At 52.1% G+C, this 21979-nt stretch carries 27 protein-coding genes; 13 read left to right on the top strand and 14 right to left on the bottom strand.

What is annotated here, in order from left to right; all coding sequences use genetic code 11:
* Positions 1–14 precede the first annotated feature (14 nt).
* From nadD to IPQ00_04765, 5 genes are all read left to right on the top strand, one after another.
* Positions 15–665, top strand: coding sequence for a nicotinate (nicotinamide) nucleotide adenylyltransferase (gene nadD, locus IPQ00_04785; GenBank protein ID MBL0239876.1), 651 nt, complete (start codon positions 15–17; stop codon positions 663–665).
* Entirely contained in the window at positions 665–1093 is a 429-nt protein-coding gene (gene rsfS / locus IPQ00_04780) for a ribosome silencing factor (protein ID MBL0239875.1), read from the top strand. The genes nadD and rsfS overlap by 1 nt, the downstream gene beginning before the upstream one ends.
* Before the next feature lie 28 nt (positions 1094–1121).
* Positions 1122–1574, top strand: a complete 453-nt coding sequence (locus tag IPQ00_04775) for a 23S rRNA (pseudouridine(1915)-N(3))-methyltransferase RlmH (GenBank protein MBL0239874.1) — start codon at positions 1122–1124, stop codon at positions 1572–1574.
* Complete coding sequence (locus IPQ00_04770; GenBank protein ID MBL0239873.1) at positions 1571–1924, top strand: TraR/DksA family transcriptional regulator; 354 nt, start codon at positions 1571–1573, stop codon at positions 1922–1924. Before IPQ00_04775 ends, IPQ00_04770 begins: the two co-directional genes overlap by 4 nt.
* A gap of 127 nt (positions 1925–2051) precedes the next feature.
* Positions 2052–2663 carry a ComF family protein gene (locus IPQ00_04765; GenBank protein ID MBL0239872.1) on the top strand — a complete coding sequence of 204 codons (612 nt, stop codon included), beginning with the start codon at positions 2052–2054 and terminating at the stop codon, positions 2661–2663.
* A 10-nt stretch (positions 2664–2673) separates the two neighbouring features.
* Here the strand turns inward: IPQ00_04765 and IPQ00_04760 are convergent, their stop codons facing one another.
* The 3 genes from IPQ00_04760 to IPQ00_04750 form a co-directional block, all read right to left on the bottom strand.
* The gene (locus tag IPQ00_04760) at positions 2674–4704 is read right to left on the bottom strand and encodes a PQQ-dependent sugar dehydrogenase (GenBank protein MBL0239871.1); all 2031 of its coding nucleotides are present in this window, start codon (positions 4702–4704) and stop codon (positions 2674–2676) included.
* Between the two features lie 224 nt (positions 4705–4928).
* A complete protein-coding gene (gene tsaD / locus IPQ00_04755; protein MBL0239870.1) occupies positions 4929–6005 on the bottom strand; it encodes a tRNA (adenosine(37)-N6)-threonylcarbamoyltransferase complex transferase subunit TsaD in 1077 nt (358 codons plus the stop codon).
* Positions 6006–6022: 17 nt separating this feature from the next.
* On the bottom strand, positions 6023–6322 hold the full coding sequence (locus IPQ00_04750; protein MBL0239869.1) for a DUF4286 family protein: 300 nt from the start codon (positions 6320–6322) through the stop codon (positions 6023–6025).
* Positions 6323–6434: 112 nt separating this feature from the next.
* On the opposite strand from IPQ00_04750, the gene IPQ00_04745 reads away from it, so the two are divergent.
* A complete protein-coding gene (locus tag IPQ00_04745; protein ID MBL0239868.1) occupies positions 6435–6836 on the top strand; it encodes a hypothetical protein in 402 nt (133 codons plus the stop codon).
* Here IPQ00_04745 and IPQ00_04740 read toward each other — a convergent pair.
* Positions 6833–7774, bottom strand: a complete 942-nt coding sequence (locus IPQ00_04740) for a M20/M25/M40 family metallo-hydrolase (protein ID MBL0239867.1) — start codon at positions 7772–7774, stop codon at positions 6833–6835. The two genes, IPQ00_04745 and IPQ00_04740, sit on opposite strands and share 4 nt — an antisense overlap.
* Positions 7775–8311: 537 nt before the next feature.
* Positions 8312–9928: a DUF885 family protein gene (locus IPQ00_04735; GenBank protein ID MBL0239866.1), complete on the bottom strand. Its 1617-nt coding sequence runs from the start codon at positions 9926–9928 to the stop codon at positions 8312–8314.
* Positions 9929–10085: 157 nt separating this feature from the next.
* On the opposite strand from IPQ00_04735, the gene IPQ00_04730 reads away from it, so the two are divergent.
* The 5 genes from IPQ00_04730 (at position 10086) to IPQ00_04710 (ending at position 12399) form a co-directional block, all read left to right on the top strand.
* Positions 10086–10328 carry a hypothetical protein gene (locus IPQ00_04730; protein ID MBL0239865.1) on the top strand — a complete coding sequence of 81 codons (243 nt, stop codon included), beginning with the start codon at positions 10086–10088 and terminating at the stop codon, positions 10326–10328.
* Positions 10329–10434: 106 nt separating this feature from the next.
* Positions 10435–10704 (top strand): hypothetical protein, encoded by a 270-nt coding sequence (locus IPQ00_04725; protein ID MBL0239864.1) that lies wholly within the window; start codon positions 10435–10437, stop codon positions 10702–10704.
* Positions 10705–10719: 15 nt separating this feature from the next.
* Positions 10720–11802, top strand: a complete 1083-nt coding sequence (locus IPQ00_04720) for a hypothetical protein (protein ID MBL0239863.1) — start codon at positions 10720–10722, stop codon at positions 11800–11802.
* A gap of 119 nt (positions 11803–11921) precedes the next feature.
* Positions 11922–12188, top strand: coding sequence for a type II toxin-antitoxin system HicB family antitoxin (locus IPQ00_04715; GenBank protein ID MBL0239862.1), 267 nt, complete (start codon positions 11922–11924; stop codon positions 12186–12188).
* Complete coding sequence (locus IPQ00_04710) at positions 12172–12399, top strand: type II toxin-antitoxin system HicA family toxin (GenBank protein MBL0239861.1); 228 nt, start codon at positions 12172–12174, stop codon at positions 12397–12399. Before IPQ00_04715 ends, IPQ00_04710 begins: the two co-directional genes overlap by 17 nt.
* A 624-nt stretch (positions 12400–13023) precedes the next feature.
* On the opposite strand, the gene IPQ00_04705 is transcribed toward IPQ00_04710, so the two are convergent.
* From IPQ00_04705 to IPQ00_04690, 4 genes are all read right to left on the bottom strand, one after another.
* Positions 13024–13299 (bottom strand): helix-turn-helix transcriptional regulator, encoded by a 276-nt coding sequence (locus IPQ00_04705; protein ID MBL0239860.1) that lies wholly within the window; start codon positions 13297–13299, stop codon positions 13024–13026.
* A gap of 8 nt (positions 13300–13307) precedes the next feature.
* Entirely contained in the window at positions 13308–13580 is a 273-nt protein-coding gene (locus IPQ00_04700) for a type II toxin-antitoxin system mRNA interferase toxin, RelE/StbE family (GenBank protein MBL0239859.1), read from the bottom strand.
* 47 nt (positions 13581–13627) lie between these two features.
* On the bottom strand, positions 13628–14803 hold the full coding sequence (locus tag IPQ00_04695; GenBank protein ID MBL0239858.1) for a phosphopentomutase: 1176 nt from the start codon (positions 14801–14803) through the stop codon (positions 13628–13630).
* A gap of 87 nt (positions 14804–14890) precedes the next feature.
* Positions 14891–16000, bottom strand: a complete 1110-nt coding sequence (locus IPQ00_04690; protein ID MBL0239857.1) for a VWA domain-containing protein — start codon at positions 15998–16000, stop codon at positions 14891–14893.
* A 230-nt stretch (positions 16001–16230) separates the two neighbouring features.
* On the opposite strand from IPQ00_04690, the gene IPQ00_04685 reads away from it, so the two are divergent.
* Together IPQ00_04685 and IPQ00_04680 are read left to right on the top strand one after the other, a co-directional pair.
* Positions 16231–16803 carry a hypothetical protein gene (locus tag IPQ00_04685; protein MBL0239856.1) on the top strand — a complete coding sequence of 191 codons (573 nt, stop codon included), beginning with the start codon at positions 16231–16233 and terminating at the stop codon, positions 16801–16803.
* Positions 16745–17869, top strand: a complete 1125-nt coding sequence (locus IPQ00_04680; protein MBL0239855.1) for a VCBS repeat-containing protein — start codon at positions 16745–16747, stop codon at positions 17867–17869. The genes IPQ00_04685 and IPQ00_04680 overlap by 59 nt, the downstream gene beginning before the upstream one ends.
* 96 nt (positions 17870–17965) lie before the next feature.
* Here the strand turns inward: IPQ00_04680 and trxA are convergent, their stop codons facing one another.
* The 5 genes from trxA to IPQ00_04655 form a co-directional block, all read right to left on the bottom strand.
* Positions 17966–18292 (bottom strand): thioredoxin, encoded by a 327-nt coding sequence (gene trxA / locus IPQ00_04675; protein ID MBL0239854.1) that lies wholly within the window; start codon positions 18290–18292, stop codon positions 17966–17968.
* A gap of 181 nt (positions 18293–18473) precedes the next feature.
* Positions 18474–19544 (bottom strand): alkene reductase, encoded by a 1071-nt coding sequence (locus tag IPQ00_04670; GenBank protein ID MBL0239853.1) that lies wholly within the window; start codon positions 19542–19544, stop codon positions 18474–18476.
* 30 nt (positions 19545–19574) lie between these two features.
* Positions 19575–20582 carry an NAD(P)-dependent alcohol dehydrogenase gene (locus IPQ00_04665; protein MBL0239852.1) on the bottom strand — a complete coding sequence of 336 codons (1008 nt, stop codon included), beginning with the start codon at positions 20580–20582 and terminating at the stop codon, positions 19575–19577.
* 78 nt (positions 20583–20660) lie between these two features.
* Positions 20661–21275, bottom strand: coding sequence for a thioredoxin family protein (locus IPQ00_04660; protein ID MBL0239851.1), 615 nt, complete (start codon positions 21273–21275; stop codon positions 20661–20663).
* A gap of 170 nt (positions 21276–21445) precedes the next feature.
* Complete coding sequence (locus IPQ00_04655; protein MBL0239850.1) at positions 21446–21871, bottom strand: Rrf2 family transcriptional regulator; 426 nt, start codon at positions 21869–21871, stop codon at positions 21446–21448.
* Between the last annotated feature and the right edge of the window lie 108 nt (positions 21872–21979).

Below are 21979 nucleotides of genomic sequence, written 5' to 3'. Positions count from 1 at the left end.
GCATATCCTAAGCAATGAAACGAATTGCATTTTACGGAGGTTCGTTCGACCCTGTGCATAACGGACACTTGGCGGTCGCTCAGTCTCTGATGGTTCAGTTTTCGCTGGATGAATTTGTGTTTATTCCCGCGTATCACGCACCGCATAAGTCGCGCAAGCGTCCGACGTCCGCTTATGATCGATACGCGATGCTGTGCCTTGCCACTGATCACGACGAGCGTATCACGGTCTCGAAGATGGAGATCGAGGCACCCGAACGCCCTTTTACGGTTGAGACGTTAACGACGCTCAATGCCCGCTTGAGCGACACTCAGATCTTTTTTGTGATGGGTGCAGACTCGTGGATGGATATCACGACGTGGCGGGAATGGGAGAGCGTACTGTCGCTGTCCAATCATATTGTCGTAACGCGGCCCGGCAACAAGATCGCCTTTGATCACGTCACGGACGAGATCCGTAAACGCATCATCGACCTACGCGAGGGTGCGAACAAATATGTGGCGTCGGAGATCAGCACACGGCAGATCTACATAACTGACGCCGTTTTTATGGATATTTCGGCCACCGATATTCGCGGCCGTATCCACTCCGGTGAGCCGTCGTGGCGAAACGACGTGCTTCCCGAGGTTGCAAAACACATCGAAAAATATCAGATTTATAGCTAATGGAAGAAACACAAGAAAAGTCGCTTCAACGCGAAGCAGTAACAATCGAGATTTCGGCCACGCCGACGTCATTTTCAGAGCTTGACCCCGAACTCCAACTCGCGATCAAATGCATCGGTGATAAAAAAGGCGAAGACATCGTCGCTCTCGACCTGCGGGACATCGCTAGCTTTACCGAATTTTTCGTGATCGCAAGCGGCACAAATCAGCGTCAGGTCCAGGCCATCTCTGACGAGATAGGCGAAAGGCTCAAAAAGGATTTGGATGTGAGGCCCGTTCGAATTGAGGGTTATTCGACCGCCGATTGGGTTCTGCTCGATTTCGGTGATTTCATCGTTCACGTCTTTAATACTCAATCCCGCGAGTTCTACGACCTCGCCCGTCTATGGCGCGATGCCCGGCCTGTGACAATACCTTCGGACCTATGATCGGCAACGGGTTAAGCCTTTGTTTTCAATGAAATTTCGCTTTGTTTGGATCGGAAAGACCAAGGAAAAGAATTGGCGGTCGCTGCAGGACGAGTATCTGCGGCGACTTTCCCATTTCGTGCGTCACGAGATCACCGAATTGAGGGACTCCGCCCCGCACGAAGGCAAGGAAATTGAAGGCAAACTCATCCTCGACAAACTGAATCAAAGCTCCTTTGTCTGTCTTCTGGACGTCGCCGGTAGGGTTTTGTCATCGCACGAACTTTCCGATACGGTGGAAGGTTGGCAGAATCGCGGGGTCAAGGAAGTTGTTTTTGTTATCGGCGGGGCGGACGGTGTGTCCGCTGATGTTGCCCAAAGAGCCGATATCGTGCTATCGTTGTCGATTCTAACATTTACCCACGAGATGGCCCGTGTGATCTTGTTAGAACAACTTTATAGAGCTTTCACAATCATCAAGGGGTTTCCATACCAGAAATGAGTAAATTGAGTGTCGAAGAGATCAAGGAAAAATTGCTCGCTGAGCGTGAGTTACTTATTGCAAAATTGAAGGGTAGCGACCTTTCGATAGATGATTCTGAGACGCCGGATCCAGTCGATCTTGCGGTTCGAAATTATTCTAAGAACGTGCAATTGGCGGTTTCCGAAAACGAAAGTAAACAACTCGCGCTGATCGACGAGGCTCTTATCCGAATCGATAACGAGGAGTATGGACTCTGTCAAAACTGTGAGAAAGAGATCAACCCAAAGAGGTTGGCGGCTATCCCTTGGGCCAGATATTGCCTGGAATGTCAGGAAATGGTTGAAAAAGGGCTCTTGGATGAAGAATAATGCTTGAACTATGTTCAAGGTCTTTCGCGACTCCCTACTTTCTTTAATTTACCCTTCACAATGCTGCGCTTGTGACCGCCTCGTCGAAAACTTCGATGACGGCGTAGCTTGTGCGATCTGTTGGCAGATGACACGCCTCTTTGACGGGTCACAGATGCTCTGCGCTAAATGCGGGGCTTATTTTAATGAGTCATCGCCAAACGTGAACGTCTTTTGCCGAAAGTGCGACGAACACCACTACGACCGGGCGGTCGCGGGCGGGATATATGAACGGGCGATATCGGCATCGATAAACCGCCTCAAGTCACACCCCGTCGTTGCACGCCGCGTGGCCGACGTGTTGACCTCCGTTTGGGATCGTTCAGGATTTCAAAATGCCGACCTTATCATTCCCGTGCCGCTCTCAGACAAACGCCGGATCGAACGTGGTTTTAATCAGTCCGAGATCCTTGGGACCGTCATTTCGCGTAGAACCGGGGTCGAGGTCGACGCCCACTCGCTAATACGCAAGATCCACACGCCCATACATCGAAAAGCGATGGACGAAAAGGCTAGAGAGTTGTCCGTGCGCGACGCATTCGAGGTTGTTCGGCCAAAACTCATAGCGGGTAAGCACATTGTACTTATCGATGATGTCTTCACTTCAGGTTCGACTGTGTCGAATTGCTCCAAAGTACTAAAGAAAAGCGGCGCGGCCAGTGTGAATGTGATCACATTGGCACGCGCCGTCAAACAATGATAAGCCAATTCTACGGCGTGTCGTAACGCGGACCCGGTTCGTCGCCGGCCGATCCGAACTGCGATGCCAAAAGTGAACCGTTCGAACTCCGTAGAACATACCAAGTGCCGGTCGAGGGTCGGAATACTCCGACATCCTCGATTCCGTCGCCGTCGTAATCACCGACCACCGGAACGTCTGTCGAGAGTCCCCAAGCCGTAGCGACGAATGCCCCGCCGGTGCTGTTGAGCCTGTACCATATGCCGGTCGATGGCCTAAAGACCGCCAGATCAAGGCGGCCGTCGCCGTCAAAATCGCCCGGTGTCGGGATGTCGCCGTTTAGGCCGAAGTTCATCGCGAAGAACGAGTCATTCGAACTATTGAGCCGATACCAGACGCCGTTTGACGGACGAAATACGGCCACATCGTACTTGCCGTCGCCGTCAAAATCGCCTGCTGTCGGTATATCGCCCATTAGGCCAAACGGCCGGATCGAATAACCGCCGTCGCTCGTGCGGTATGTGTACCAGACACCCGTCGACGGGCGAAATACGGTAAAGTCGGATCTGGCGTCACCATCAAAGTCACCGGCGGCGGGCACATCACCATTTGATCCGAACTGAAGCCCCCCGATCGTATTGGTCGAACTCGCAAAGTAATACCAGGTACCGTTCGACGGACGAAATACGGCGATATCCGAGATATTGTCACCATCGAAATCTTCGGGTGCCGGGATGTCACCCGCAAGGCCGAAGGATTGTTGGCGGACCGTTCCGTTTGATGAGTTATAGGCATACCATTTGTTTTCGCTGCCGCGAAACACCGAAAAATCGGTCTTGAAGTCGCCGTCGAGATCCGCCGATGCCTTTGCTCGGCTGATCTTGTCGATGCGGCCGTTGTTGAAGAGAGCATAAACCTCGCCGTCCTCATCCTCGCCAAACGAAACCAAACTGCGCGGAGTGTCCTGCAATAGCACTTGGGCATTGTTATTCCACATCAGTACTTCGCCGGTACAGTAATCGCCGAACGTATACGAACCATTGGGCATACTTCCCTGCGTGCCGCGATAAACATAGCCGCCTGTGATCGAACATCTGCCACCCGAGTGGTTGTAAACGAAAAGAGGCATCGTGAAATTACCCGGAATACAGAGGCTCGGATCGAGATTCGTACAAGTCGTCCCCTCATAAACACGCCAACCGTAATTGCCACCGCCGCCGTTGATCACATCGACTTCTTCCACCGCTCCCTGGCCGACGTCTGCGACCCAGAGATCATTGGTTACGCGGTCAAACGACCAACGCCACGGATTGCGCATTCCGACGGTCCAAAGCTCCTGACACGTCGTCCCTGCCGTCGTACTGCCGCCGTCGCAACGGGCAGTTCCGGCACCGGTAAACGGATTGGTCGGCGGGATCAGATACGGTACCGGCGAACCCATAGGAATATTCACGTCAATACGGAGCAGTTTGCCCAACAACACGGAGCGGTTTTGTGCCCTGGCTCCCGGATCATTGGAGGAACCTCCGTCGCCCATACCAATATACATATATCCGTCGACGCCAAACTCGACCATTCCGCCGTTGTGGTTCGAAAACGGTTGCGGGATCGTTAACAGCACCCGTTCAGTTGTAATATCACCTGTGTTCGACGCTCCCGTCCCGCCGGTCGTCGTGTATTCAGCAATGACGGTGGCTCCGGTGCCGACTTGTGAGTAATCAACATAGAATTTGCCGTTCGACGTAAATTGGGGATGAAACGCCAGGCCTAGCAAACCCCTTTCGTCGCCGGTCGAGGTCGGGACTGTGATCTTTGAACTTAAATTAATAAAGTCAGTTGGCACCGTTGACCCGGGCTGCAGCACCTTGATTATCCCGCCCTGCTGAACGATGAAAATGCGCTTGGTGCCGTCCTTGGCACTGCGGAGCAGGATCGGCCGGCTGAGCCCCTGAAGATACGGCATAAGCCTCGCCGTGTACGGTACGGCGACGCCTTGTCCCAGCAAACTGGCGGCAGCGGCCATTGAAAGCAAAAAGGTCAATAAAATTACAGTTCTTTTCATTATTTCTCCAGATCGATCGGTTGCCTGCAGCCGTTTCCGAATCGAACGTCCGACCAGCTGATCATTATCTTATCCGAGTCCGTTCGTCCACGTGCGACGGCCCGATCGAGACCGACACTTCGATCGGAAATGCGCCTAATACACCGGACAGCAGACTTGTAGGTTGAAACCGTTTGAAACTCTACTTAGATTGTAACGATTTGCCGCACTGCGGTGCAAGACATTTATAAACGATACTTTACCTTTTTGCGCCGCAATTCGGCATCTTCGTTTTCCAGATTCTGCAACCGCATCGTCACGTCCGCGGTCATTTCGATCCCGGCTCGCGATCCTTTGGCAAAATGGGCAAATCCCGCGGCCGCGATCATTGCGGCATTGTCGGTGGATAGATGTTTGGACGGGAAATAGACCGGGACGCTAAGTCGCCCACCGGCACGTTCGGCCGCCGAACGCAATGCCTGATTACAAGCCACACCGCCCGCGACGATCAAGGTTCGTGGTTGAAGTTCGATCGCCAGTTTTTCCATTGTTCCGACGAGCGATCGGATAACGGTCGATTGAAAGCTTGCCGCCAGATCCATTATTTCCTGCCGGGGTTCTTCGTCCGCGGCTTGCGGGACGACCGCGTGCTCGCGCATATATTTGGCGACCGCGGTCTTGAGCCCGCTAAAGCTCAGGTCGGGCCTGCCGTCGGAGATCTTTGCGAGCGAAAACTTGATCTTTGAAGGGTCACCGTTCTTTGCCAAGTTTTCGATTATTGGTCCGCCCGGATATCCGAGGCCGAGCATCTTTGCGACCTTATCGAAAGCCTCACCGGCAGCATCATCGCGGGTTCGCGAGACGACTTTGTACTGCCCCTCGGACGGAACGTGAAAGATATTGGTGTGTCCGCCTGATACGATCAGAGCGAGTGCAGGATATTCGACCGGCGGATTTTCGAAGGCGACCGAATAAACGTGCCCTTCGATATGATTGACGCCGATCAAAGGCTTTCCGATGCCGTAAGCCAGCGATTTGCCGTAGCATACGCCGACCAGAAGCGATCCGATCAGCCCTGGGCCCTGCGTGATCGCGACCGCATCGATTTGATCAAATGTCACACGGGCATCGGCCATCGCCTGTGAGACTATCCCGTCGATCTTCTCCAAATGTTCACGCGAGGCAAGCTCCGGCACGACACCGCCCCACGGCTTGTGCATATCGATCTGAGATGCGATGACCGAAGACAGTATGATCCGCCCGTCGCTCACGACGGCCGCGGCTGTCTCATCACACGAACTCTCGATCCCCAAAACCAGCATCTCTTTAGAATATCAGTTTACTCGGAATAAAACGCGGTCAATACATCCCAAGTGTCTCGAGAAAGTTCGATGCCGGTCGGAAAATGATCGGCGAAATCATCGCGGAGACGGCTCGCGTGCTCCTTCAGATATCGGCTTAGAGCCTCGCGGTCGTGCGCCTCGTACCTGATGCGGTATCGGGCGTTGTTGCGCGAAAATATCGCCGTTGCAAAGCATCCGGTTTCCATCAGATGCGGGATGTGGCGGTCGATCATATAGTTTTCATAACTCTCGATCAGTTCGGCTTGGACGGTCGCTGTAATCTCGTAGGTGATCATAATTTCAGATAGTCGATCGATCATTACAAATGCCGAATGTTGCCTAAATACTTGACTCGACCGACCTTATAGGTATAAAACTTGTTCATTCGGTTAAAAAAGGAGGACTCGTATGGGACGCAAGATATTAGCTTTGGTCGTGGCAATGATCGTCGCATTTGCCGTGATAATGATCGTCGGAATGATCGACGCGGTTCAACTCGCACGGCCCTCGGCCGAAGTAATGAAAGACCCTGCAAAGGTCGCGGAGTATATGGCAAATGGCCCCGCCTCCGCCTATATAGGGATTTTGATCGGATACATCATCGCATCCTTTGTGGGCGGATTTATCGTGACCAAAATGAGCCGCCAGGTAAGTAAGGGCACGGCCCTGCCGATCATAGTCGGCGTTTTGCTAATGATCGTCGGCATCCTTAATTTTATGATGCTCCCGGGCCAACCGGTCTGGTTCATGGCTGCGGCCCTTTTGACATTTATTCCATTGTCGCTAGTCGGCCATCGATTCGCTCGTTAGGGCTTTTTACCCTCGACCCAGGTCGGAATAAAGTTTGAATTAACGAGCCACTGCACCGGTGCGATCATCGAGTTGATCGACCGCGTCATATGTGTAAAGTCGATCGTCTTCACCTCATCGCTCGCGTGATGATAGTCGGTATGCAGTCCAAAACTCGAAACGGTATGGGCGATGATGCCCGCCCGTGCGAGCTGAATATTATCTGATCGCATAAAGAAGTTTTCTTCCGGGTGCGGGTCCTGAACGAGTTTTGCACCTCGCTTTGCGAGCTCCGGCCCTAGGTTTGAGCGTTCGTATCCAGTCAGCCAGAGTTCTTCGGGCTTGACCTTGGCATCGGGGCGGCCGATCATCTCAAATTCTAGATTGGCAACAAGCTTTTCCTTCGGAAACGGCATATTTTCGACAAAGTGACGAGCACCGAATCCGCCTGCCTCTTCGCTGCCAAAGCATACGAAGTAAACTGTGCGTTTTGGCTTCTTGCCTGCGGCGAGAATGCGGGCGAGTTCGAGAACCGCGACGGAACCGGAAGCGTCGTCATCAGCACCGTTAAAAATTTTGTCTGCGCCGGGTGCATTTTCGCGAACGCCGAGATGGTCGAGGTGTGATGTGAGCAAAATGACCTCTGAAGCGAGTTTCGGATCAGTGCCGGTGATCTTACCCATTGCGTTCCAGGTGTATGTCACTACGCCCGGAGCAAATTCGGCGTTGAGGCTGATCTTAGTACCATCGGGAAGCTTGCCCAATTCATCGCTTAAGCTATTAGCGACTGCGAGCATGGTGCCGCCCCGCCTCGAAAGCGAGGTCTTTCGATCAACTACCGAATCCCAATTTTCACGAATTTCCTTAGTTTCGGCGAGCAGCACTGCGGCGGCACCGTCCTTTTGAAATTTGGCGACTGCAGCCTGAAAGGTCTCAAATTTGTCGTCCGGCGACAGCATCAGCAGCACGACCGAACCGGCCTTTGCGGTATCACCGATCTTGAGCTTTTGCAGTTCTCCGCTGATCGCTTTCGATGTGATCGAAAAGACAATGAAGTCACGCCCGATCTTGGCATTTGCGGCCGAGTTGATCTCGAATTTAATATTCGAGAGCGTCTCGCGTCCGGCGACCTCGACGGTTTGAACGAACGTCGCCTTCCCGTCCGGGGCTTTTTCGCCCGCCGGTTCAAGCCCAAACTGCATAAATTGCGAGCCGATATACTCGGCGGCGATACGCTCAAACATCGTGCCGCTACCACGTCCTTGCATCGCATCTCCGGCCAGGAAGTTCATCTCGGCCCGCACGTTGCGTTCGTCGATCAGCGGAGCTTTTGCCTTTTGCGAATATCCGCTGACAGCGGCGACGAGCACAAACAAGACGGTGAGAGACGATCGGTACAAATGATTTTTCATAACACCTAGTACGGCTGATGCAAAATATTGTTCTCAATTAATCGACGTTTTCAGCTTTGCGGATAATGTGCGGCGGCTAAAGGCCTAATTCACCGGATAGTACCGCCAACTTGTCTTAAAATCCTTGGTCAGTGTCTGTTTCGTCAGGATGGCCCGAACCATCTCGACCGGAATTGGGCCTTGCTTGAGAATCGCGTCGTGAAATTCCCGATCGGTCATTTTCTTGGTATCGACGAGGTCGCGGTGAAGTTGGTGAAACTGTAGCCCACCCATCATATATGCCATCTGGTAGAGCGGCCCATAATCCCCTGCAAAAGAGCGACGCACCTCAGCCAGAGCGTTGTCGCGCTCGTGGCCGACCTTGTTTACGAGCAGATCGACGCACTGCTCGGGCGTCCAGTTTCCGAGGTGAAAGTTGAGCGAAAATATGATGCGTGCCGCACGATGCGAACGCCAAAACAACGCACCGATCTTGTCCTCAGGCGTTTTGTTAAACCCTCGGTCCCACAGCAGAAACTCCCAATACAGAGCCCATCCCTCGGTGTTAAATGGCGTGCGAAAATCGCGTCGGTACGGCCTGTATCGCTGCGACATAAAACTCTGCAGATGGTGGCCGGGAATTAGTTCGTGATGCGTGACAGCGCGTGCGAAATGCGGGTTATTGCCGCGCATCGACATAAGCTTTTGCTCGTGCGTCATTCCGTCGGTCGGATAGCTGACGAGGATCGTTTCGCCGCCGAGAAAAAATGGTGCGACGAGTTGACGTTCGGGCGTCATCATCTCCATTCGCCAACCGTCGCGGGCAAGCTTTGGTACGGTTACAAGATCATTCTTTTCAACGTAGTCGATCGCCTCATAAGCAAACTTTTTGATCAGCTCGGACTGCTTGCCCGGCTCGACATATTTTTGCTTGACGGCCTCGATGGCCTTCATATAGTCGTCGCCAAAGCCCATCTCGCGTGACGCCTTTTTGAGTTCGACAATGCACCATTCAAACTCCTTATTGGCGATCTGCACGAGTTCCTCGGGCGTGTACGGGATCATCTCGTGCTTGAGTTCGTCAATCAGTGCTTCCCTGCCGATAGGGTCGCCGATGATCGTCGTCTTGTCGTCCGGGGCGATACCGACTAGCTTTGTCGTAATAAATGTTTGATATTTTGCGAGTGCTTCGTCCGTCGCCTTGTACGGTGCCTCGCACCACCACGTAAACATCGGATCGTAGCCATTATAATAACCGTACCAGCGCCTTAGAGTGCTTCGCAGATCGCCGACGGTGCGGGCGGCACGGTTGGCGACCGTTCGATTCGGCTTTGTCGCCGAAGAGCTTTCGAGAGACTTTTGAGTATCGGCAATTTGTTTGGCGAGTTTATTGAGCAACGCCGCAGCTTTCTCCTGGTCGATCTCATCTAGCCGCCGCCGAGTGTCTTCCATCTCATTGATCTTGATGGCGAACGGCATCAGCGGAGCCATCTCCTCGACCTGAGCATCAAGCCTCGCTTGCTCCTTCACTTCGTGCTCAAGATAGTTCTTGAACAGCACATAGTCCACCTGCTCGTCGTGATTGAGTTTGTCAAAATCGAGGCCCGCCACGACCGCTAGATTGTCCGTGTAGAGCTGCCGCATCCGTCCCGAACGGTTTGCCGACGTGGGAGCCGAATAGAACCGATCCAGTATCCCGTAATCAGCATCAAACCGCTCGATCACACCCCGCAAGCGCGATGGCGGATCATTGAAATCATCAAGGTTGTCGGGTATCTCGCGATATCGCGTCGCCGGATCACGAAAGGTTCCAGGTTCGCTCTTGACCGTCTGAGCAAAGCCCAACTGGGCAAACATCGACACGATAAACGCAGAAACAATGACTTTTCGCATACATCGCATTCTAACGCCGACCGACTGGAGCGGCAAGCATCCTCCGTGCCAAGTCAGAACCGGGAGCGATAGCAGGCGGCCAGTTTGCAATCCCGACGAAGCAAAATCATTACAGTTCGCGTCGGTCGGAGTCGAGTTCGTCGGCACACCCAACCGCCGCGAAGTTGGTTCCAATCGTTCATATCCGTTTCTGATCGCCGCGAAGCTGTTGCCGAACTTCTCGAAGTAAGATTTAAGGGCCGCGAACCGCTTGACAACCATGAAAGCGAGCGTATGATAGTCGTGGAGCTACGTCTTCCCTCTAAAAAACAGAATTGCGAGGTTCATTTATCGCTGTGAACGTCAAAAACCTCAGAAACTTGAGTCCGGCCAGTGTTGCCGCACGTGACTATGAGGTTGACTTCGGCCTACAGGATTCCGCCGTCGGCAGTCGCATTGCCAAAAACGCCGAGATCAACGACAAAATGGCCGAGATGACATCTCTAAAAGCCACCGTCGGCCACATGGTCCCAAACTTCTGCTCCGGCAACCCCGGCGCCATCGCCGCCTGGCGCGCCGCCGCCCACGTCGAAGTCATCAACAAAAAGAAACCACCAACACCGTAACCCACGACTATGGATTTGCTAGATCTAAACAGCCCTGACCCGAACGACTACAGGCAGCCACAATTTGAAGCGGAAGACGAATTCGATATCGCCGAGCGATATCGAATTCGAGTAGGATCGAAACGTGAAAATCTGGAAAAGGCGAAGGTGTTTTATCGTCACCGTCAGGATGCAGCTAAAGTTGCGACTCAGGCCTATGAATCGGCAAAGCTCTATCTCGAACAATTAAGAAGCGGGTGGGGTGCTCCAATCGCTTGGGTTGGGCCGGCAACGCTTTATGAATTCGGGTTGACGATTCCGACCTACAGCGGCCCACTTAAGGGTTTTAGTGCTTCGTCGAGTCAGACGGGGCAAATCCAGCACGTTAGCCACGTGACAAGCAAGACTACATCTGGGGCGGGCTGTGCAACCTTAGGTTGTTTGGCTGCTGGGCCTATCGGAGCGGTCGCTGGAGCCACAATGGGCAAAAAGAATGACGTAAGGACAAATGTTCAAGTTATTGACAATCGAAGATTCGAGATTCAAATAATCGGTCCAAGCGTAGCATGGTCGCATGTTGGCAATTACACAATCGAAGAGTCGGTTCGCTCGTTCCGTGATTTATTACTTGCGCGTTCGTCGAATATGGATGATCCCAAAGTCCTCGCCCTGTCACAAGAACAGGTTGTAACCGTGAAAAACCGTTCGACTGATATTGAATACACGAAGCTTCAGGAAGCGGATGAAAGGCTTCGAGGAGCCCAATATGCCTACGAGACAGCATGGTCTGAATTCGAAGCTGCTCGACTTCCGGTCGTCACCGATTTATTGGCGAGATGGAAGAAGAGTAATGTTGGCATGAAAATAGCCTCTGTTGTGTTTGGGCCGGTACTTCTTCTCGCATGGATTGCAGGTATCATATTCGGTAATCCAAACACCTCGCCGATCGTTGCCATCGCCGTGCTAGCAGGCTTTGTTCAAGTTTTATCGGTGGCTTTTCTTGGCGTTTACTATCGGATTGAATATCGACTATTGAAGACGCTCCCATCGGAGTCCTCGAACTTCGAATCTATTGTTCGCTTTTTCGACAAACTTCACAAACGTCGTAACGGCGCATAGCCAAGACGCGACCTACTTCTCCAAAAGCTTAGCAATCCCCTTTTTTATAATCGGAGGTCATGCGGGCGGCGGCGTTGGTTTCGACGGGTTTGGGAAGAGAGTCGTGTTAGAATAATGATATGTCGGGAAACTACATATTGAGCGATTACGTCGAGGTGGCCCTTGAGCAGGCAGAGTACGACAAGCTTGACGACGAAACATTTGCCGGGCGCATACCGTCGTGCAAGGGTGTCGTCGCTTTTGCCAAAACTTTGCGTGAATGTGAAAGCGAACTGCGCTCGACGCTCGAAGACTGGGTTTTGGTCGGGCTAAAGCTCGGACATGAATTGCCGGTTCTCGCAAACTTAAACCTCAATCGAGCTCCTGCGTATGTGGAATCCGTGTAAACGAAGCGACTTTATTCGTCGGCTCAGGCGGCTCGGTTTTGATGGCCCGTACTCCGGTTCGAAGCATCAGTTCGTTACCCTCGGCGACAACCGTCTCACAGTTCCTTCAAATTCAGAATATTCGGTTCCACAGTTGAAATTTATGCTTCGCGAGATCGCCGAAATCATCGGCCGCGAAATCTCCGCCGACGAATGGAACAAACTAAAGTAACCTCACCACGTTACTTCGGAAACCGTACTTCTCCAAAAACTTAGCAATTCCCTTTTTACAATCGTCTGCGACGCGAGCATTCGCCTTTACCATCACGCCGTTTTCCATAATTATCCCAACGTCGGAGTGGCTCGGAATTGTCCTATATATGCAACGTTTATCAACACTTGACACGTATGATAGAATTGAAATAGAAGCTCGATCTTTGAAAACTCAAAACTGTAAACACAGTTTAGGACTAACTTGCGGAATGTAAACCTATTGGAGGACTAAGAGCATAAAACTGTAAACTTATTTCAGGACGACACACAAAAACTGAAAAAATCGTGGGACAGTGGGACAAGATGTGGTTATATCAATAGCTGCAACAGTTAACTTGTCCCACCTTTTGTCCCACTTTAAGTATTAGTGGGACAAATTCCGAACTATAGGGCAAATTGTCGTACATATTCCTGCGATTCCCGTTATAAAGTACTGATCTTGATCTTAAGAGACGGCAGACACTTCCCCAAAAAACTAACCCCATCCTCACTAAAACGTCGAAGTTCTCAGCGATCGTCTGGCCGTTTGAAAATATTTCGCATCGCTATCAAAGCGGGCGGGACGGAACTCGCAGCAGGTCCGCTACGCGGCTTTCAACATCCCCGAGGCCTCATATTCGGGAAACATAATTATCGCCGGATGGACGCCAAAAGCATTTGCCAGTTGCTCTGCACGACGCTTGCCGATATCGATACGGTCGTTTTCGAGGGCACTCAAATTCGTCGCCGAAATACCGCTCTTTGCGGCAAGATCTTCCTGAGTCCAATGCTTGAGTTCACGGAGCATTCGGATCACCTCGCCGGTGGTTGAACTCGAGTGAGACCGGGCCGACACAAAATCTTTAGGATCGATATTCATAATTCAGATCAATATTCGTGGGGCGTTAATGACAAAACGAAAACCGTTACGACATCCCGCTCAACGTAATAGATGACTCTATATTGCCGATTTAACCGCGACGATCGCTGGCCACTGCGAACGCCTTTCAACGCTTCGTCGTTGAAGCCTGAAAATTCCTTTAACTTTTCCGGGCCGTGCATCATCACGATCTCCTTCCAAAGCTCGTATTTCTTTACGATCTCGACCGGTAAATTGCGACAGGTCTTTGCGATGTCGCGGTGTTCATTGACCTGCCACATTATTAATTATAATAACTTATTGTATTTAATAGGTCAATGCCGGCCTTCTAAATCTCGCCCAAAAAGCTAACACCGTCCTCAATAACCACACCAAAGTTCTCCGCGATAGTTTGGCCAATATCGGAGAGCGACTGACGAGTTGCGAGATCGACGCCGTTTGCGGCAGTTTTGCCATAGACGAGCAGCGGGACGTATTCGCGTGTGTGATCAGAACCGGGAAAGCTCGGGTCGTTGCCGTGGTCGGCGGTCATTATCAGCAGATCGTCGTCGTTCATCGCGGCAAAGATCTCAGGCAGACGGGCGTCGAAATGTTCGAGAGCCTTGGCATAACCCTCGACATCGCGTCGGTGGCCGTAGAGCATATCAAAATCGACCAGATTGCTGAATATAAGCCCGTGTGAGTCGGCGTTTAACGCCTCGATCGTCACATCGATGATCTGTTCGTTATTCTTTGCCGTGAGATCCTCGGTAACGCCCATATTGTCGTAGATCGACGCGATCTTTCCGATACAGACTACATCGAGTCCGGCGTCCTTGAGCAATGGCAAAAGGTTTCCGCTCGGCGGCGGCACGGCGTAATCGTGGCGATTCTCAGTGCGTTTGAAATCGGCGGCGTTTGAACCCAGGAAAGGTCGAGCGATCACACGAGCGACCTCATCGTCACCGTGGAGGATGTTTCTGGCGATCTCGCATATCTCATACAGCCGATCGATGGGTACGATCTCTTCGTGTGCAGCGATCTGAAAAACGCTGTCCGCCGAGGTATAAACGATCGGTTTGCCGGTGGCGATATGCTCTTCGCCAAGGTCTTTAATGATCTCGGTGCCACTCGCCGGAATGTTGCCGAGGATGCCGGGAAGCTTTGCCTGTTCGACAAACGCGTCGATGATCCGCGGCGGAAAACCGTCTGGAAACTTCGGAAAACCTTGCTTCAATATGATGCCTGCCATTTCCCAATGCCCGGTCGTCGTGTCTTTGCCGTCAGATTTGAGCGTGCATTTGCCGTAATTTCCCGTCGGCGATGCCGCAGGTTCGACTCCCGACAGCGGAGCGATATTTCCCAAACCCATTGCCGCAAGATTTGGCACATTTACCTGTCGCGAAGCAAAAATGTGCCCAAGTGTATTTGCTCCGGCGTCGCCCCACGCCGCAGCATCCGGCATCTCACCGATGCCCGCCGAATCCAAAACCACCAAACAAATGCGTCGAAATTTCGTTGCCATACTTTGATTTTGCCACGAATTGCACGAATAACACGAATATCAAGCCAATTTCATTCGTGCTATTTGCGTAATTCGTGACTAACTTTCCTATTGTGTTGGAGCGGTGTAGCCATCGCGGGCACGAACCAAGGTTGCTTTTGGCAAGCCAATGACGTCGACGCGGATCTTTCGATAGGTGCCGTCACGTTTTTCGTTTGAGGGGTTATATCCGAGCGTGTATTTTGAGCCTAGTTCGGCGGCGACGCTCTTGAAAGCATCGCGGGCGTCACTCAATTCTGCGAGCGGAAACACCTTACCACCCGAAATTTTTGCGACCTCAAGCATTTCGGCGTCAGCGATCTCGTAGAGCTTTTTACTGACCGCCAGGCGTTCAAATTCGCCAAGCTGGCAAAAGCTCGTCGCCTTTTCATAATTCCCTTTAGCACCGAGCGAGCGGTAATAGCGGCGGATCTGGGCGGTCGAGAATCGGGTTGCGGTCTGACAATCACCTAGTAGTCCTTCTTCGAAAAACTCCCGGGTGTCGACCTTGATAAAAAAGCATACGATACCGAGTTTGCCAAGTTTTTCCTTGATCTCCGCAAATCCCGTCGAACTCGTCGAATCCACGCCGTCCGTTAATGCAACGAGCGCCCGGCGACCGCGAAAGTCTCCGGCCGGAGCATCGCGAAATATATCCTCGACGATCTGGATGATCGAATCGTAGAACGGCGTGCCGCCGCTCATTTTCGCACGGGCAATTGCATCGCGAAGTGCCGCTCGATCCCCGGTCAGACGGCTGAGGGTTTCGCTGACCGCAAACGCACGTCCGTCCGCAACGTCGCTACGATATGCGGTGACCGACACCCGATCGCCACTCCGGAGCGATGAAACAAACTCATTTGCCGCCCGCTGGATCAATTGCAGATCCGAACGGGTCGATCCGGATGTGTCGAGCAGCAGTGCGACCTCAAACGGTTCCGACGTCGCCGAAAAATCGACGATCTCCTGTAATTTACCGTCCTCAAAGACCCTAAAGTCTCCCTTTTTGAGTCCAGCTACGGCATTTCCTTTCTCGTTGACCACCGCCACCGGCACGTCGACAAGCTGTGTATCGATTCGGATGACGTCATCCTTGTCTGCAGGCGGTTTGATCTGAGCCGCCGTCGTCGCCGTTAGAAACACGACCAAAAGCAGAAAAAACGTAATACTAGTTTTCATAGCCGCAAACCTCACCTGGATTCAACAAAATTGTAACAGAAATTTGGTGATGCTCGGCCACTGATAACGACTCCATCGCCTAGTAATATGAGCCTTTTATGCTATCCTGTCAGAAAGGAAATTTTGTGTTGTGAAAAGTTCATTGGCACTTGTCGGTTCGCCGTCAACTAATTTTATGCTTAGATGACTAGAAATTTGTAGCCCAAAATGGGTCAAGTAAGGGAAAAGTTATGATCAAAAAATCAATTTTAGGTACGTTTATTGCGATCACAGCGATCGCAACATTGGTGGTCGGCACACAGGTGCTTGCCGGGGTCGATAGGAGTTCAAAGAACTCTTCGGATGCTCAATTGGCATCGACTACGTTGGTCTTCAGCCAAGTATTTGGCGGCGGTGGCGGTACAACCGGCACTTATTCTGCGGATTACGTTGAGATCAAGAATGTCTCGGCCGTACCGCAATCCCTCGACACGCTGCGTATAATGTACGGTTCGGCAACCGGGCAGTTTGGCAGTAGTGCCGGCAATATTTATGCGTTGCCGAACACGACACTTGCACCCGGGCAATACTTCCTGATCCAACTTGGAACTGTGGGCGGGCGGACTTCCGGTACCGTCACCCGACGTGACCAATACATCAATGAACTTGGGAGGTGCAAGCGGCAAAATGGCACTTGTGACGGCGGCCTTTACGGGCAACACCTGCGGTGCTACAGCGACACCGTGCACCCTGCCGAATGCGAATATGATCGACGTCGTTGCGTACGGTGTAGCAAACAACGCCGAAGGCGGCACGTCCGTTAACAACGGTTCGGTACTCGTCTCCACTGAGGGCGCCGTTCGAAAAACCGGCGGTTGTACCGATACAGACAACAATAATCTCGACTTCGATGTGGTGACCGCTCCGGTTCCGCGAAACATGGCAACCACACCGGCTCCATGCGGTGCCGCCCCGACCGGTAAGGCTCCGGTGGATTTTGATGGAGATGGTAAGACCGACTACTCTGTAGTTCGTAACGTAGGCGGCGGATCGGGCGGTCAGGTTCGATGGTACTGGAACATTAACGGATCGGTAGCACCGACCGCAGCAGCGGATTGGGGACTTGCGACCGATTTCTTTATCTCCGGCGACTACGACGGTGACGGCAAAGATGACATCGTTGTCTGGCGTCCCGGTGCTGCGACCGTTGCAACCTACTACATCCTGAACAGCGCGACCTCAACGCTTCGTCAGGAGGCCTTTGGCCAAACCGGTGACGATGTGACGGTCGTTGGTGATTATAACGGCGACGGCAAGGATGATCTGGCTGTGTACCGTGCGGGAGCTACTGCCGGTGCCCAGAGCACCTGGTATTTCCGCACGGTTGCAAACGGAGCTGTCTCATTTGTGCCCTGGGGCGTAAATGGTGATTTTCCGGCACCCGGCGACTATGACGGAAATGGAAAGGCCGACTTCGGCATTCAGCGCAATGCCGGCGGCGGCCAAGCTGGATTCTGGATCCTCTCGGATGCCAATGTCGCACAGCCGACCGTGATCTTTGGAACACCGACTGACCTTATTGTTCCCGGCGACTACGATGGCGACGGCAAAACGGATATTGCGACAGTCCGAGGCGTCTCCGGTGCTATGCAGTGGCAATGGCGAAACAGCTCGGATGCCGCGATCAACTATCGCACATTTGGAGCGTCCGCGACCGACTTTCCCGTACAGGGTGATTATGACGGTGACGGCAAGACCGATGTCGCTATATGGCGTCCGACGGCTGGAGCAAATGCTTTCTGGTCGCTCGGAACGTCTTCGAACGCCGTTACTACATTTGCTTTCGGTGCAAACGGTGACTTTCCGATTGCCAACTACAATGCTCACTAAGTCGTAGAACTTGATAGGGTCAACTGAAGAAGCCCCGTCGAAATCACTTTCGACGGGGCTTCTTTTCGGTCTGCTGATCAATAACCTAAGAAATAACTAAACGTACTTCCCAACTACCTTAGCGATCGCTTCGCGGTTAACCGCACCGACGATCCGCTCCTGCTCCTGGCCGCCCTTGAAAACTATCAATGTCGGAATACCACGGATGCCGAACTGATTAGGCACCATTGGGTTTTCGTCGACGTTCATCTTAAAGACGTCAACCTTGCCGGTGTATTCCTCGGCAATCGCCTCTACCGACGGGGCTATCATACGGCACGGTCCGCACCATTCGGCCCAGAAATCTACAAGTACTGCCTTGTCCGACTTCAGTACATCACTATCAAAATTCGAATCCGTCAATTGTTTAGCAAAAGTTCCCATTATTATCTCCTATCAAATATTGCTGAAATTATATCTTAGCCCCGAGCGTCACCGCAAAATGCGAACTGACAATCCTAATGCCCATATCAATACTGTAACAAATATAGTTACAGTTCGCAAATCCATCTCCGCGCGGCTAATATGTTCAACAGTATGCTAGCCGTTGGAGCTTTACTGTGGTCTAAATCGATCCGGCAGCTTTCGCCAACGTCGGATAATCTGTATATCCTTTCTCGCCGCCAGCGTAAAACGTCGACTGATCCGGTTGATTCAATTCTGCATTTTGCTCAAATCTTGCCGGAAGGTCCGGGTTTGCCAAAAACTTGACGCCAAATGCTATCGCGTCGGCCTTACCTGCTCCAAGATATTCTGCTCCGCGATCGCGGTCAAAATTGCCGCCAGCAATGTAAACTCCTGAATATAACGGCCGGAGTCTATCGTGCCAGCCGGCGTCGCTCTGTGCGGCGACGTGAACATACGCCAAACCCTTTTTGGACAGCTCGGACATAATAAACGGATACACTTCGTCGGCATCCGGTTCCTGAATATCGTTGTAGGGCATCTGGGGCGAAAACTTCACGCCAACACGCTCTTTGCCAATAGCGTCGGACATCGCATCCAGAATTTCGAATACGAATCGTGTACGATTTTTGACCGATCCGCCGTACTCATCGGTCCGCTGATTGACAGGCTGCATCAGGAACTGGTGAACCAGATATCCGCTCGCGGAGTGGAGTTCGACTCCGTCAAAGCCGGCCTCGATCGCATTCGTTGCCGCGGCAGCAAAATCGCGAACGGTTTCCTTGACCTCTTCGGTCGTCAATTCACGCGGTTCGACAAAATCCTTCATACCGCTGTCGGTGTAATTTTGTCCCGCGGCCTTTACCGCCGACGGAGCGACGGGCTGGGCATTGTCCGGCAATAGCTCAGGCAACGCGATCCGGCCAGTGTGAAATATCTGCATAAAGATCCTGCCGCCATTCGCGTGAACCGCCGCAGTCACCTGTTTCCACGCATCGATCTGCTCAGGAGTATAGATTCCCGGCGTACGTACATATCCCTTGGCCATAGGCGAGATGTTTGTTGCTTCCGATATCAGAAGCCCGCCCGACGCCCGTTGAGCGTAATACTCAGGCACATAATCCGGCTGAATGCCATCGTCATTAGCCCGACTCCGCGTCATCGGAGCCATCACGATCCGATTTTTGAGTTTCAGATCACCAATCATTAATTCGTCGAAAAATTTTGTCATAAAGTTCCCCTTGATCCGCTATGTGTCGCCCTAGTATTCGATAACGATCTTTCCAAAATGTGCACCGCTCTCCATATGTCTGAATGCCGCTTTTACGTCGTCGAAGTTAAAGACCCGATCGATGACCGGCTTCAATTCGTTAACGCTGACCGCACGGTTCATATCCTCAAATATTGACCTTGAACCCGTGAAAACTCCCTGAAGACGTACGGACTTCATAAAGAGCGGGACCGGGCTGAAATCTCCTGCAGCCAATGCTCCGATCATAGCGACGTGACCGCCGATACGAACCGCGTTGAGCGATTTGGCAAGCGTTCCCGAACCTCCGACCTCTACGACGTGGTCGACGCCGCGTTTATCCGTAAGGTCCAAAACCGCCGCGTCCCAATCGTCGCGCGTACGATAATTGATGGTTTCATCGACACCAAGTTCTCGAAGCCGTTCGATCTTTTCGTCACTGCTGGAGGTCGCGATCACGCGGGCTCCAAACATCTTTGCAAACTGAACAGCGAATATTGAAACGCCGCCTGTGCCGAGCGTCAAAACCGTGTCGCCCGCCTTGATCTTGCCCGAAACCGCCAACGCATTCCACGCCGTAATGGCCGCACACGGCAAGGTTGCCGCCTCCTTATACGAAAGGTGCTCAGGTATTTCAACCACCGAATCCTCATTAAAAGCCCCCATCTCGCGGAGCACACCGTCCCATTGTGGTCCCGCACCCAGAGCCGTTCGGCGCTTCTCTTCGGTTGATTCGCCCTCAAACCAACGCTGGACAAAGATCGGCATAACGCGTGCCCCGACTTTCCATTTCGTCACTGCGGCACCAATTGCGATAACCTCACCCGCACCATCAGAAAGTGGAATAGCGGGCGTCTTCATTCGCGGATTGTACGTCCCGTTCACGACCATATAGTCGCGGTAGTTGAGCGAGGCCGCGTGAAACCTGATCAACACTTCATGTGCCGCCGGCGTCGGTTCGTCACGCTCGTTAAGTGTTAATTCGTCAATGCCAAATTTTTGGATCTCATAGACTTTCATATTTTATCCTCGCTCGAATATATCGACGCTTTGTCACGCCTAAGGTCATCATCTGCCCTTGTCGTCCGCATAATAGCCTTATTTACCGCTGGCCGCAGAGCGTTCGCCTACCCAATTCTGCGCTAATTCTGCAATTTCGAGTTGAAGCGAGCGGCCTTTGTCATCGTTATACCAACGCTGTAGCTTTTCATTGATGGCCGGTTTGTCGAGTCCCTGAGATTTAAGGGCAGTAAAATAGTCCTGTGCCTTACGCGGACGCGCACTCCAACGACCGAGCACATTATATGTTGCCGTATCGATCGCGATCAAAACAGGGATCGAACGCGTGCCGTTTGTTAAAAACTGATCAATAAGTTCCGGATGCTGGTCCCGCAGAATGTATCGAGTTTCGATATGGTCATTAGCCGCGGCTAACTTCTCGATCACGGGTATGTTCTGCGCCGCATCACCACACCATCCCTCGGTGATAACGAGCCAAACTTGTCCTTTTTCTAGTTGCCCGATCAATCGCTCAGCTTCAATTTCCAATTCCAACGTCTTCTCCAAACGGCTCATTCGTTGACGATTAAGCCGGGCAAATTGAAACATCTCATCCGACTGCACCGGGCCCGTTGTTTTGCCTTCGGCCAAAAGTTCGTCGAGCATTTTGACATACTCGTCGAATGACATCGACTGTTCTATAAATTCTCTCATAATGCCGATCCCGTAAATCTTCTTTCCCCGCCTCAAAACCCCATAAACCGCGCAATGAGTCTTAGTAGCTCAACTGCCCTCGGCGTCCAATTAATGAATAATACTGTCATTGTTTTGCCTATTGCCACCTCTTTGTAACTTCTTTTGATACAGATGGAGGTAAAAAAAACTTAGACCTGAACCTCATCGATTTGTTCGATCAGGTCCTGCAAATGGTATTGGCCCAACTTCTCGCCAACACTTCTATCTATTTCCTTTTGTAAATTGCACAGAACTGCCTCGATATTTTTGCCGATCGGGCAATCCTGGCTTGGTGCCTTGCCGTGCAATGCGAAAACTTCGCCGCACGACACTGCCTTGTATATCTCGCACAGAGTGATCTCACGCGGACAACGCGCGAGGCGTGTGCCGCCGAAGGCACCGGTCTGCGAGATCACCAACTTGGCTGCTGACAACTGCCCCAAAAGCCGTCTGATGACAACGGCATTGGTATTGACGCTTGCGGCAATGTAGTCAGACTTCAGATTAGCGTCGTCCGCCATTGCCAGCATCGTTAAAATGTGGATCGCCATTGCAAACTGGCTGTTAGCTGCCATAACTGTAACAAGTATAGTTACAAATCATCGACTGTGTCAAGTGTAGGCATATGTCAAAGAAAAGGACCGGAGCGATGTAACGCCCCGGTCAGTTAAAAATACTAAACG

The sequence above is a fragment of the Chloracidobacterium sp. genome (assembly GCA_016720705.1).
Lineage (GTDB): Bacteria > Acidobacteriota > Blastocatellia > Pyrinomonadales > Pyrinomonadaceae > OLB17.
The sequence above is the reverse complement of the archived record's forward strand: the minus strand, read 5'-3'. Positions and strand labels throughout refer to the sequence as shown.